General features: G+C 67.2%; 12 protein-coding genes. 5 read left to right on the top strand and 7 right to left on the bottom strand.

The window, feature by feature from the left end:
* Nucleotides 1-2 precede the first annotated feature (2 nt).
* The gene (locus G6N67_RS14895; protein WP_081812493.1) at nt 3-1,730 is read left to right on the top strand and encodes a diol dehydratase reactivase ATPase-like domain-containing protein; all 1,728 of its coding nucleotides are present in this window, start codon (nt 3-5) and stop codon (nt 1,728-1,730) included.
* Here G6N67_RS14895 and G6N67_RS14900 read toward each other — a convergent pair.
* The 5 genes from G6N67_RS14900 to G6N67_RS14920 all read right to left on the bottom strand — a co-directional run bounded on the left by G6N67_RS14900 (nt 1,694) and on the right by G6N67_RS14920 (nt 6,258).
* Nucleotides 1,694-1,930: a hypothetical protein gene (locus tag G6N67_RS14900; RefSeq protein ID WP_036431521.1), complete on the bottom strand. Its 237-nt coding sequence runs from the start codon at nt 1,928-1,930 to the stop codon at nt 1,694-1,696. The two genes, G6N67_RS14895 and G6N67_RS14900, sit on opposite strands and share 37 nt — an antisense overlap.
* Before the next feature lie 105 nt (nt 1,931-2,035).
* Nucleotides 2,036-3,805, bottom strand: coding sequence for a penicillin-binding transpeptidase domain-containing protein (locus G6N67_RS14905; RefSeq protein WP_036431523.1), 1,770 nt, complete (start codon nt 3,803-3,805; stop codon nt 2,036-2,038).
* Between the two features lie 10 nt (nt 3,806-3,815).
* The gene (locus G6N67_RS14910) at nt 3,816-4,469 is read right to left on the bottom strand and encodes an SGNH/GDSL hydrolase family protein (RefSeq protein WP_036431525.1); all 654 of its coding nucleotides are present in this window, start codon (nt 4,467-4,469) and stop codon (nt 3,816-3,818) included.
* Between the two features lie 12 nt (nt 4,470-4,481).
* Nucleotides 4,482-5,675 carry a PE-PPE domain-containing protein gene (locus G6N67_RS14915; protein WP_229479273.1) on the bottom strand — a complete coding sequence of 398 codons (1,194 nt, stop codon included), beginning with the start codon at nt 5,673-5,675 and terminating at the stop codon, nt 4,482-4,484.
* An 85-nt stretch (nt 5,676-5,760) separates the two neighbouring features.
* A complete protein-coding gene (locus G6N67_RS14920) occupies nt 5,761-6,258 on the bottom strand; it encodes a lipoprotein LpqH (protein WP_036435238.1) in 498 nt (165 codons plus the stop codon).
* A 136-nt stretch (nt 6,259-6,394) separates the two neighbouring features.
* Here G6N67_RS14920 and G6N67_RS14925 point away from each other — a divergent pair, with 136 nt between their 5' ends.
* Entirely contained in the window at nt 6,395-7,303 is a 909-nt protein-coding gene (locus G6N67_RS14925) for a haloalkane dehalogenase (RefSeq protein WP_036431526.1), read from the top strand.
* Here the strand turns inward: G6N67_RS14925 and G6N67_RS14930 are convergent.
* Entirely contained in the window at nt 7,290-7,727 is a 438-nt protein-coding gene (locus G6N67_RS14930) for a lipoprotein LpqH (protein ID WP_081812494.1), read from the bottom strand. The genes G6N67_RS14925 and G6N67_RS14930 overlap by 14 nt on opposite strands.
* A 67-nt stretch (nt 7,728-7,794) precedes the next feature.
* Here G6N67_RS14930 and tgt point away from each other — a divergent pair, with 67 nt between their 5' ends.
* From tgt to G6N67_RS14945, 3 genes are all read left to right on the top strand, one after another.
* Nucleotides 7,795-9,027: a tRNA guanosine(34) transglycosylase Tgt gene (gene tgt, locus G6N67_RS14935; RefSeq protein WP_036431529.1), complete on the top strand. Its 1,233-nt coding sequence runs from the start codon at nt 7,795-7,797 to the stop codon at nt 9,025-9,027.
* A 34-nt stretch (nt 9,028-9,061) separates the two neighbouring features.
* Complete coding sequence (locus G6N67_RS14940; protein ID WP_036431531.1) at nt 9,062-10,297, top strand: cytochrome P450; 1,236 nt, start codon at nt 9,062-9,064, stop codon at nt 10,295-10,297.
* Between the two features lie 113 nt (nt 10,298-10,410).
* Entirely contained in the window at nt 10,411-11,622 is a 1,212-nt protein-coding gene (locus tag G6N67_RS14945) for a saccharopine dehydrogenase family protein (RefSeq protein ID WP_036435240.1), read from the top strand.
* Here the strand turns inward: G6N67_RS14945 and G6N67_RS14950 are convergent.
* Nucleotides 11,583-12,857 (bottom strand): MFS transporter, encoded by a 1,275-nt coding sequence (locus G6N67_RS14950; protein ID WP_081812495.1) that lies wholly within the window; start codon nt 12,855-12,857, stop codon nt 11,583-11,585. The two genes, G6N67_RS14945 and G6N67_RS14950, sit on opposite strands and share 40 nt — an antisense overlap.
* Nucleotides 12,858-12,941 lie beyond the last annotated feature (84 nt).

Consider the following 12,941-nt stretch of genomic DNA (forward strand, 5'->3'; position numbering starts at 1 on the left):
GGGTGGTGGCCGGGGTCGACATCGGTAATCACACCACCGAGATCGTCCTGGCGCGCATCACAGATGGCACAGTCGAGCCGATCACACACGGCCAGGCGCCGACTCGTGGGCGCAAGGGATCGCCGGAATCGCTGGAGGGCGCCGCGGCACTGCTGCACCGGATCGAAGTCGATGCCGGGGTCCGCGCGGACGAGCTTGTGCTGTCGGCGATCCGGCCGGTGGACACCGAGACCGCACCGCTGCCTGCCGCGCCGTCACCGCGCTCACCGGTGCGCAGCCTGCGGCGGCCCGATGCCAGCACGCCGGCCGGCACCGGTTACGCGGTGGGGCGCCACACGCCGCTGACCGCGCTGGCGGGACCGGCGCAACCGGGCCCGGTGATCGTGTCGGTCGACACGGAAACCGATTTCGAGATCGCCGCCGCGGGACTGACGGCGGCGATCGAGCGGGGCTGGTCGGTCGTCGGGGTGCTCGCCGCGCAGGACGACGCGGTGCTCATCCGCAACCGGATCCCCGTCGACGTCCCGGTGGTCGACGAGGTCGAGCTCGACGGTTTGCCGCCGGGAGTGCTGGTGGCGGTCGAGGTGGTCGAAGAGGGGCGCGCGTACCGCGCCCTGGCCGATCCGATAGCGCTGTGCGCCGCACTGGAACTCGGGCACGAGCAGATTCACGATGTCGCGGAGTTCACCCGCGAACTCGCCGATTCTCCGGCCATCGCGGTCACGCCGCGTACCGGGGCGCCCGAGCCGCCCGCGGTCGACGACGACTTCATCGAGTTCAGGATCGACGCGGAGGTCGTGCGTTACGCACCCGCGCAGGCCCACGGCATCCTGCGTTCGCAACCGCCAGGCACGGTCGCGCGGATCCGGTTGCGTTCGATCCCGACGGCCGATCATGAGATGGCGGTCGACGACGCCTTTTTCACCGAGCTGTCGGCCCTCGACAACGGAGCATGGCTGCGGCGCGGGGTTGCCGATGCCCGGGGCACGGTGGTCGCGTTGCTCGCTGCCGATCACGTCGCGGACGCCGCCGAGACGCTGGGCCGGTTGACCGGACGCCCGGCCCGCACCATCGCGACCGAACCGGCCGCCGCGGCGCGTGGTGCACAGACAACGCCGGGATTGCCGCCGGACACCGTGGTGTGTGATATCGGCGGCGGCACAATCGATCTCATCGGTCCCGACCGCGCCGTCACTGCGGCGGGCGCGGGGGAGACCATCACGGTCGCGGTCGCGCGGATGCTCAACATCCCACGCGCACTGGCCGAACGGGTCAAACGCACGCCTGCCATCCGCGTCGAGGGACCACACGTCGCGCATGAAGAGGACGGGCGGCGGTTGTTTTTGGACGGTCCGGCACCGGCCGATGCGATCGGCCGCCTGTGCACCAGGGGCAGTGCCGGACTCGTCCCGTTCTCCAACAAGCTGGCCGCCGAGGAATGGCGTAGCCTGCGGCTGGCCATCAAGCAGGAGACCGTCGCCGCGAACATCGCGCGGTGCCTGAAGGCTTTCGAGAAACCGCCGACCGCACTGGTGCTGGCCGGTGGCGGCGCGCTGGACGACGAATTGCTGCGCACCGTAGGCGAATCGCTGCGAACCGTTCCGGTCGTGGTCGGGCGCGCCAACATCGACGGCGTGCACGGACCCCGGTTCGCGGTAGCCGCCGGCCTCGTTCACCTGGCGGCCGAATCGCATCAGAACGGCAGATCCACACTGCCGTTCGTGGTGTAGACCTCGTCGTGGTTGGAGTCGACATAGCCCTGCGGGTACGGGTTGTCGGGGTTGGTGCCGTACGGCACGAGCGGATCGGTTCCCGTGGTGGCCGGTGAGTGCGAAACAGGTGCGGCGCTGGCGACCGGCGCCAACGCGACGGCGCCGGTGATGGCCGCTGCCGCCAGCCACGGTGCGATGAACTTCGCTGACATCTTCATGATGGGCTCCTGTGCTTGCTGGGCTATCGCGTTCGTGCGACAGACCAACTATCGCGCCGCGGCGCAGCACAGTCTGCACAGCTGACACCCAAACCCGGGGTCAGGCTAGCCGGTAGAGCGCAGGAAGTCGCCCGAGATCTTGACCGCGGGAGCCGACGAGTCGCCACCGACCACCAGCGTCGCAAACGCGATATCGCCTGCGATTCCGGCGAACCAGCCGTGCGAATGCGTGTTGTCGCCGAACTCGGCCGTGCCGGTCTTGCCACCGAGGCCGGCGATGTCGCTCAATTCGCTTGCCGTGCCCTCGGTCACGGTGCCGCGCATCATCGCGCGCAACGCGTCGACGACGTTGGGGGACAACGGCACCGACGGTTTGTCGGCCGTGGTCTTTTCGCCGTCGACCAACGACGGTGTGATGGTCGAACCGTGCGCGAGGCTGGCCTCGGCCACGGCCAGGCCGAACGGGCTGACCGTGACGGTGCCCTGCCCGATGCCGTTCTCGACGCGTTGCGCCGCGGTGTCGGCGTTGGGCACGCGCCCTGTCACGGTCGTGAGCCCGGGCACGTTGTAATCCACCCCGATCCCGAAATCCCGGGCCGTGTTGGTCAGCGCGTCCGCGGGCAACTTGTCGGCCAGAGCCGCCATGGTGGTGTTGCAGGAGTGCGAGAACGCCGAGGAGAGCGGCACCATGCCGAGGTCGAAGTTGTCCTCGTTGGGGATGGTCCGGTTCTCGATGGTGGCCTGGCCGGGGCACGCCAGCGGCGTATCAGGTGTGGCCAGATCGGCTTTCAGTGCGGCCGCGGTGGTGATGGTCTTGAACGTCGACCCCGGCGGGTAGAGTCCCGAGAACGCGATGGCACCCTGCGGGGCGGCCGCGGAGTTCTGCGCGGCCGCCAGGATGCCGCCCGTCGAACCCGACAGGGCCACGATGACGGCGGGCCTGGTCTCCTGCGCGACGGCCTGCTGCGCGAGCAGTTGCAGCCGCATGTCGAGCGTCGTGTGCATCGGATCGGTCTGTGCGGGCGGGGTCGAGGCCAGTCGCTGGGCCGGCGCGCCTTTGCCGTCCACCAGGTAGACCGACCAGCCCGAGGATCTGGTGATGCGGTCGTGCCACAGCTGCGCCAGCCCGTCGATCGCGGGCGACGACAGCGCGCGGTTGGTGGTCAGGAGCTCGCCCTGCTCGGCGACGGTGACGCCGGGAAGCTGGGTGAGCTGGTCACGCACCTGTTTGAGGTCGTCCTCACGCAACTTCATGACCGTGACGCGGTCGTCCGACGTCGAATTGAGCTGCGCGGAAATGGAATCTGGCGTGGTGGTGGGGTCGAACGGGGCCAGCAGCGCGGCCAGCGGGGCCGCGGCTTCCGGGTGCGCACGCTCGAGGTTGATCACTCCGACGGTCTGCCACGTCATCAATGGCTGACCGGTCCGGTCGAGCACAGGGGTCTGCAGGTCGCTGTCCTGGCTGTACTGGAACGCCAGCCCATCCTGCAGATCCTTGTGCAGCAGCGCGGGCGACCAGCCGACCGTCCAGCCCGCGTCGGTCTTGGTGGCGGATCCGGTGGTGTCGTAACCGAAGTCGTGGCCGTCGCCCCAGGTCCACTGGTACTTCAGGGTGAAGCTGTTGTCCTCACCCTCGGCCGCTGACGAGTTGACCGTGAGCTTGGCGTCCTTGCCCATGCCGTCGAACATCGACGTGATGGACTTCTCTGCGGCCGCCGGATCGCTGGTCTGTTGGGCTGCGGCGTGAGCATCTTTGCGTTGCAAGGCATCCGCGAACGACGCGAAGACGTCGGAGGGGTCCGGCGCCGATGAACAACCGACCATCGACAGGAAGAGCCCGAATACCGCGAGCCACGTCAGGGGGCGACGAGTCATACAGACAGCATTACAGCAGTGCGCGCACCCGCTCGGCCAGGGCCACGCCGAGGTCGCGGTTGTTGGCCTCGGTGAAGTGAATTCCGTCGACCCCGTCGGTGCTGATGACGGATCCGGCATCGAAGAACGGAACCTTCATGAATGACGCGAGCGCGCTGTACACGTTGGCCAACTCCGCGGACTTGCGCGCGCCGTCGGCGAAGATGAGCTGGAACCACGGATGCGGCATGGGAGCCAACAGGGGCGGGGCCATCACCAGCACCTGCGGTGCCGGGTATCCGGTGCCGACACCACCGGCGCTCGTCAGCACCTGCGTCAGCAGCACCGACATCCCGACGCCGATGTCGATGGGCTCGCGCCGGAAGTAGGCCTTGGTGTCGTTGGTGCCGAGCATGACGATCACCAGGTCGAGCGGCAGGTGGCTCGCCAGACACGACGGCAGGTAGCCCGCCCCGTTGAGGCGGGCGTCGGTCGGGTCGTCGAGGTTGGTGGTGCGGGCGCTCAAGCCCTCCTCGATCACCTCGTAGTCGGGCCCGAGCTGTTGGGCCAAAACCCCCGTCCAGCGCTGGTCGCGGGTGAACCGGTCGGTCGGCGCACCCTCGGCCACGGGGATCCAGCCCCAGGTCAGTGAGTCACCGAAACAGAGAATTCGCTTGGCCGCCATGGCCCAAGCACATCACACCGTGCTGTCGGCGTCCTGCTTCTCGGCGGGTGCGTCGTCCTTCTGGGCCGGCTTCTTGGGTTTGAGGTTCTTCAAGGTGCGCGACACCGCGTCGGTCAGGTTGTTGCCCCGCTCGGCCGGCTTGCGTGTCTTCGGCTTGGCGACGGCGGGCTTGTCCGGCTTCTGCTCGGGCTTGCTCGTCTCGGCCTGCTTGGCGGAGGTTTCGGGTTCAGAAGTCGACGGCGATCCGCCGGTGAGGTTGTCGGTGCCCTGCTTGATGGCACCGGGTAGTTGCTTGACGGTTTCGACCACGCGCTCGGGCGGCGTGACGAGCGAGAACCGGGTCGGTGTGTCGGCGTTGGAGTAATCGCGATCCGTGTAGCCCATGTCGACACCGAGCTTGAGGGTCGGCTCGATGGCTCCCAGCACCGGCTCCGTCAACGCGGTGGTGTTCAGCGCCGCCGACACGTCGCGCACCGGCCTGAGCAGCGGCAGGTGTTCGGTTTTCACCAGGATGTAGGTGTCGCCGTCGTCGGACGTGTACACGGCCTTGTCTGCCGTCTCCAGATTGGTCGCATCGGGTGTGGGGTCGCCGTGCAGGTACACCATCCCCGCGGCCGCATTCGCCAGCGACAGCGGGTTGGCGTAGGCGGGGAAGTCCCCCACCGGGTCGTACTCGATGGTGACGAACGTTTCCTTGTATGGCGACTCGGCGGCAGCGCCCGTGCTGGTGAAGCCCGGCATGCGGAGATCGGGGAAGCGCGCGTAGATGCCGCCGTTCGGCACCGTGGGCGCCGCGATGTAGACGAACTCGATGTCTTTCGTCGGCTGACCGGCAAGGCTGCGCTTGTATCTCTCGGCGACGATCGATCCCTCTGAGTAGCCGACTATGACGGTGTGCCCGGACGCGTCGTCCACCTCTTGACTGAGCGCAGGCACCCCGTCGTCGACACTGGGATCGATCGGCAGTGCGGCCGGGTAGTTGACGCCCTTGAATCCGGCCACGTCATACGCGCCTTCGAATTTGTTCTTGACCCGGTCACTGGTCGGGTTGCGCCAGCCGCCGACGCCGATCACCGTTTCGCCCTGGGGGAGGGTTGCCGCCGTGGCGTTGGTCGCGTGGCCGAGGGTCAATGCGGTCGAGATGCCGGCGGTCGCACCGGCGACCATGACAGCGGAATTCCGTGAACGCTTGCGGTGCTTGGCCACCGGCTGCTCCTACTGGTACGCGGAGAGTGGGCTTGAACGACCTCCGGCAACCGGAACGGTACTCAAGCCCACTCGCGTCAGCAAACTATGGGCAGGTAACTTCCAGTTCGAAGGGCTTGGTGACGACGCCGGCCATCGGATTGGCCATGTCAGCGCCCGTGGCGTTGCCCTTGATCGTGTACTTGTTGCCGTCCTTGGTGGCTTCCGCGCTGCCGCCGGGCGCACCCGCGCCGTACTGCAGCATCACGCCGTCGATGTTGCCGAGCTGCACCGCGGTTACGGCGGGCGGGTCGGCTTCGGAGACGACGGCGGTGATGCCTGTCATGCCCTGGCCCAGCGCGATGTTGACGTTTCCGCCTTGCTTGACGCACGCGATTGAGCCGGACACCGGATGGTCTTTACCGTCGATCGTCACCTTGGCTGTGCCCGAACCTGTGGTGACCGATGCACCACCGCCTTCGGCGCTGGCCGTCGCAGTCGCGGAGGCCGTCGACTCCGACTTCTTCTCGTCCGATGAACAGCCGGACAGGCCGGCGATGACGACGGCGGCACCGCCGACGACAACCAAGAACCCACGCTTCACCACTGTTCTCCTCACGGTCAGCGGTCCGCCGTCGTCGGCAAACCGTCTCGGAGAAGTATGAGGTGAGCCTTTGCGTTCGATAGGGGATTGAGTGAATTGACGGGCACGAATCGGGGAGCGGTCGTATCTTCACGGCATGCAGACTCTGCGGACCCCGGACGAGCGATTTCGCGATCTACCCGAATTCCCTTATGAACCAAGCTATTGCGAAGTCGACGACGGTGACGGCGGCCGGCTCAGGGTGGCCTGGGTGCAGGCCGGGCCGGCCGACGGCGCTCCGATCCTGTTGTTGCATGGGGAACCATCTTGGTCGTTTCTGTACCGGCAAATGATTCCGATCCTGACGGCCGCTGGGTACCAGGCGATCTGCCCGGACCTCGTCGGGTTCGGCCGGTCGGACAAGCCGACCCGGATCGAGGACCACAGTTATGCGCGGCACGTGGAGTGGATGCGGGCGTTGGCTTTCGACGTCCTCGATCTGCGCGACGTGACGCTGGTCGGTCAGGACTGGGGCGGGCTGATCGGATTGCGTTTGGCCGCCGAGCATCCCGACCGCTTCGCCAACATCGTCGTCGCCAACACCGGGCTGCCCACGGGCGACATCGCGATGCCTGAGATCTGGTGGCAGTTCCGCACCGCGATCCAAAACCTGCCGACCATCGACATCGGCAGGTTCGTTGCGTCCGGCTGCCGCCGTCCGGTCAGTGACGACGTCCGGGCCGCCTACGATGCGCCGTTCCCGGACGATTCCTTTTGTGCCGGGCCGCGCGCCATGCCCGGTCTGGTACCGACCTCACCCGACGACGCGGCCTCGGCCGCCAACCGTTCAGCGTGGAAGGTGTTGTCGGCCAGCGAAACTCCGATGCTTGTCGCGTTCAGCGACGGCGACCCGATCACGGGCGGTATGGCGGGTGTCTTCCAGCGGGAGATGCGGGGCGCGCAGGGCATCGAGCATCCCGTGATCGCCGATGCCGGTCACTTCCTGCAGGAGGACGCGGGCGAGGAGCTCGCCGCTGCGATCGTCACGTTCCTCAGGGACAGGTGACCGCGATGTCGAACGGTGTGTCGACCGGTGCGTCGCGGTTTGCCACGTTGGATCCCAGGCCGTTGCCCGTCACGGTGTAGTTCTTGCCGTCGCGGGACACCACAACCGGTGTGCTGGACACACCTTCGGAGTACATCAGGGCCGGGCCGTCGGATCCGACCTCGCCGATGCTGACCGATTTCACGGCCGGTGCCTGGCCCTCGGTCACCACCACGGTGCTGTGCAACTTGCCCTCGATCGAGATGGTGGTCAGCCCGTCCTTCGTGTCGCACTTGACGGACGTGACGGGCCCGGCGTCAGTGCTTCCGAACGTCACCTTGCCTCCGCCCGAGGATGCCGGTGAATCCGGCTCCTGCGACGAACATCCGACCAGTCCGGCCAGTATGGCTGCACATCCCGCGGCGACGACGAACCCGTGCTTCACGCACAGCAGTATGGCCGGGTCGGCCCCCGCGACGGAAATCGGATGCAGATCCGGTTGAATACCTGCTGTGGACCAGCCTTACTTCACCGTGGAGGCCGAGTTAGCCGGCCGACTCGGTCGGGTCGGGACGATTCACACGCCGCACGGTGACATCCAGACCCCGGCCTTCATTGCGGTCGGAACTCAGGCGACCGTCAAATCGGTGCTGCCCGAGACCATGAAACAGCTTGGTGCCCAGGCCATCCTGGCCAATGCCTACCACCTCTATCTGCAGCCGGGTCCGGACATCGTGGCCGAGGCCGGCGGGCTCGGTGCGTTCATGAACTGGCCGGGGCCGACGTTCACCGACAGCGGCGGGTTCCAGGTGATGTCGCTGGGCGTCGGGTTCAAGAAGGTGCTGGCGATGGACACCGAGCGGTTGCAGACCGACGACATCATCGCCAAGGGCAAGGAACGGCTCGCGGTGGTCGACGACGACGGCGTGACGTTCCGGTCGCATCTCGACGGCTCGAAGCACCGGTTCACCCCGGAGATCTCGATCGGCATCCAGCATCAGCTCGGCGCCGACATCATCTTCGCGTTCGACGAGCTGACGACGCTCGTGAACACGCGCGGCTACCAGGAAAGCTCGGTCCAGCGCACGCACGAGTGGGCAGTGCGATGCCTCATCGAACACCACCGGCTGCAGGACTCGACGCCGGAGCGGCCGCGGCAGGCGCTGTTCGGGGTGGTCCAGGGCGCGCAGTACGAAGATCTGCGTCGGCAGGCCGCCCGCGGGCTCACCGAGATCCGTACCGCGGACGGCCACGGGTTCGACGGTTACGGCATTGGCGGCGCGTTGGAGAAGCAGAACCTGGCCACCATCGTCGGCTGGGTCAGCAGCGAGTTGCCGGCCGACAAGCCGCGGCACCTGCTGGGCATCAGCGAACCCGACGACCTGTTCGATGCCGTGGCGGCCGGCGCTGACACGTTCGACTGCGTGTCGCCGTCGCGCGTTGCCCGCAATGCCGCGGTCTACTCGTCGACCGGGCGGTTCAACATCACGGGAGCCCGGTACAAGCGGGACTTCACCCCGATCGACGCCGAATGCGATTGCTATACGTGCGCCAATTACTCGCGCGCCTACATCCGGCACCTGTTCAAGGCCAAGGAGATGCTGTCGGCGACGCTGTGCACGATCCACAACGAGCGGTTCGTGATCCGGTTGGTCGACCAGATCCGCGCCGCGATCGTCGCGGGCGAGTTCGACGAGCTGCGCGCCCACGTGCTGGGGCGTTATTACGGCACGCCCGTGAGCTGAGCTGCACACTCTTCAACGCGTGCACAATAAGTGCATGACCTCATCCAGCCCGGCGGCCACCAACGCACAGGCGCTGCTGATGGAGATGCTGGACCCGGCCAGCCGCGCGGATCCGTACCCCACGTACCGCCGGATCCGCGAATGCGGCCCACTGCAACTCCCCGAGTCCAATCTCGCGGTGTTCACATCGTTCGCCGACTGCGACGAGGTGCTGCGGCACCCCGCGTCGTCCAGCGACCGGATGAAGTCGACCATCGCGCAACGGCAGCTCGAGACCGAAACCGAACCCCGCCGCGGCACTACGAGCTTCCTGTTCCTCGACGCGCCCGATCACACGCGGCTGCGCAAGCTCGTCAGCAAGGCCTTCGTGCCGAAGGTCGTCAAGGCGCTGGAGCCGGACATCACCGCACTCGTCGATGGGTTGCTCGATGAGGCCGCGGTCGCTGACGGGCCGTTCGATGTCATCACGGGCCTGGCCTATCCGCTCCCCGTCGCGGTGATCTGTCGCCTGCTCGGCGTCCCGATCGAGGACGAGCCACGCTTCAGCTGGGCCTCCGAACTGCTCGCCGCGGCGCTGGATCCGTTCCTGGCGCTCACCGGTGAGACCTCGGATCTGTTCGATCAGCAGATGCAAGCCGGACTGTGGCTCAACGAATACCTGCGCGAACTCATCGAACGGCGCAGGCGTCAGCCAGGTGACGACCTGATGTCGGGCCTGATCCAGGTGGAGGAATCCGGTGATCAGCTCACCGAAGACGAGATCATCGCGACCTGCAACCTGCTGCTCATCGCAGGCCACGAGACCACGGTCAACCTGATCGCCAACGCGACGTTGGCGATGCTGCGTCACCCGAACGAATGGGCTGCGCTCGGCGCCGACGCCGGCCAGGCCCATGCCGTGGTCGAGGAGACCATGCGGTTCGATCCACCCGTCCAGTTGGTGTCGCGAATTGCCGGTGAGGACATGAAGATCGGGGACGTGGCTGTCCCCAAGGGAGATTTCATGATGCTGTTGCTGGCCGCCGCGCATCGTGATCCTGCCGCCAACGAGCGGCCCGACGAATTCGACCCGGACCGCGCCAGTATCCGGCACATCGGATTCGGCAAGGGGCCGCATTTCTGCCTCGGCGCGCCGCTCGCGCGGTTGGAGGCCGGGGTCGCGCTGTCGGCGATGACCGCGCGCTTCCCGCAGGCCCGGCTTGCCGCCGATCCGGTGTACAAACGCAACCTCACACTGCGGGGCATGTCGACGCTGTCCGTCGAAGTCTAGGCGCCGAGAGCTGCAACGGTTTCCGTTGCCGAAACGCCACTGCGTAGATGGATCCTTCCGTAGATCGCCACAAACCCGACGAAAACCGCAATCCACGGGTACGGTTCTTCCGCATGCGGATCCTCTTGGTGGGTGCCGGCGGCGTGGGTGCTGCGTTCTGCGCGATCGCGGCCCGGCGCGATTTTTTCGAACAGATCGTGGTGTGCGACTACGACGAGAGCCGGGCCAAGGCCGCGGCAGACGCGGTCGGCGACGCGCGGTTCACCGCCGCGCAGGTCGACGCGACGTCTGCCGACGCGGTGGCCGAGCTGGTGCGCCGATACGGCATCACCCATGTGATGAACGCCGTCGACCCGCGCTTCGTGATGCCGATCTTCAACGGTGCCCTGGCAGGCGGTGCCGACTATCTCGACATGGCGATGAGTCTGTCGCAACGTCACCCCGACAAGCCCTACGAACTCACCGGGGTCAAGCTCGGTGACGAGCAGTTCGCGGTTGCCGCCGATTGGCAAGCCGCCGGCCGGCTGGCCCTGGTCGGCATCGGGGTGGAGCCCGGGCTCTCAGATGTGTTCGCGCGCTACGCGGCCGATCACCTGTTTTCCGAGATCGACGAACTCGGCACGCGAGACGGATCCAACCTCACCGTCGACGGCTACGACTTCGCACCGTCGTTCTCGATCTGGACCACGATCGAGGAGTGCCTCAACCCGCCGGTGATCTGGGAGTCCGACCGCGGCTGGTTCGTCACCGAACCGTTCAGTGAGCCAGAGGTTTTCGACTTCCCTGAGGGCATCGGACCGGTCGAATGCGTCAACGTGGAGCACGAGGAAGTGCTGTTGATGCCGCGCTGGGTGGATTGCAAGCGCGCGACGTTCAAGTACGGCCTCGGCACCGAATTCATCGACGTGCTCAAGGCTTTGCACAAGGTCGGGCTCGACCGGACGGACAAGGTCACGGTAGGTGACGTGCGGGTGAGCCCCCGGGACGTGGTGGCGGCCTGCCTGCCGAACCCGGCGACTCTCGGCCCGCAGATGCACGGCAAAACCTGTGCGGGGCTGTGGGTCACGGGCACCGGTAAGGATGGTGCGCCGAGGTCGACGTACCTCTACCACGTCGTCGACAACCAGTGGTCCATGGCCGAGTACGGACACCAGTGCGTGGTGTGGCAGACCGCGATCAATCCCGTTGTGGCACTCGAACTTCTGGCCAACGGCACATGGAGCGACACAGGAGTGTTGGGTCCGGAGGCCTTCGACGCCGTGCCGTTCCTGGACCTGTTGAAGGACTACGGCTCGCCCTGGGGGCAGCAGGAGCTTGCGCCGTAGGTCGTCAGTTGAGTGGTGGTGGTTGTGGTTGGTAGGGGGTGTACGCCGACCTGGCGCTCGGCGCGGGCAGCAGCGTCGGCGCTGCGTGCGGTCAGCAGCATCGCGAAGGCGATCGCCGCGGCGGTCACGGCTGCGGTCGCGGGCCAGCCGAACCATCCCACGGCGGCCGCACCGAATGCGGTGCCCAGGCTGCCACCCACGAAGTACACCACCATGTAGGCGCTGTTGAACCGCGCGGGCGCGGCCGGGTCGATCGCCAAGACCGTGCTCTGATTGGCGACTTGGGCCGCGAACAGCCCGGCGTCGAACACGGCCAGGCAGATCAGCGTGACCGCGGCATTCGACAGGCACGCACCCAGAGTGGCCGCGCCGAGGGTCGCGATGGCCAGGCCGAACATCATGACTCGTCGGGCGCCCACACGGTCCGTCCACACACCGGCGATACGCGTCGCGACGATGCCCAGCAGGCCGGCGAGGGCGTACAGACCAATCCGTTCAGCGGAATACGAGAACGGCGGCTGCGCCAGCGCCACTGCGATACCGGCCCACATTGCGCAGAAGGCGAAGAACCAGAGCGCGCCGCGTCCCGCGGCGATACGCAATGCCGGAAAGTGCACGTACAGGCCGGGGAGGCCGCGAAGCGTCGCGAGGTAGCCGCCGGTGGCCGAACCGGCCGCGTCGGGCAAGGTGCGTAACGCGACAAGCGCGGTGATCGCGGCGGCGAGCGCGAACACGAGCAGGGCGCCGCGCCATCCGGACACCTCGGTCAGCCAGCCACCGGCGATGCGGCCACCGATGATTCCGGCCGAGATGCCCGCCGTCACAATGCCGAGCGCTGTTGCGCGCCTGCCGTCCGGGACGAAGCGCGCCGTGATAGAGCTCAACTGCGCGCCGACGGTGGAACAGGCGCCGATCGCCCCGACGGCGATGCCGAGAATCCACAGTGCGCCGGCAGCGGCGTTGGCCGTCAAGGCCACGGCCAAAGCGGCGAACTGCGCGGCGAGCACGTATTTCGGTGGGAACCGGTCGACCAGTGGTACCAGCGTCGCGAGCCCCAGCAGGTAGCCAACCGGGCCGCACGCCAACGCGACACCGACCTGGGCGATCGAGACATCAAGACCGGCAGCGACGTCGGATACCGCCGGTTGCAGCGGATAGATCGCGGCGGTGCCGAGCGCTGCGGCAATCGCCGTGAACCACACGGTGATTCGGGTCAGGTCAGGCTGGGATGTCATGCCGCTGACGCTATGAGCCCGTACGCGGGGGTGCTGGCGGAAATCGGACCATGCGGTGCAGGCGTGTACAAATGCCGTCAGCCA

The organism is Mycolicibacterium mageritense (assembly GCF_010727475.1).
Taxonomy (GTDB): domain Bacteria; phylum Actinomycetota; class Actinomycetes; order Mycobacteriales; family Mycobacteriaceae; genus Mycobacterium; species Mycobacterium mageritense.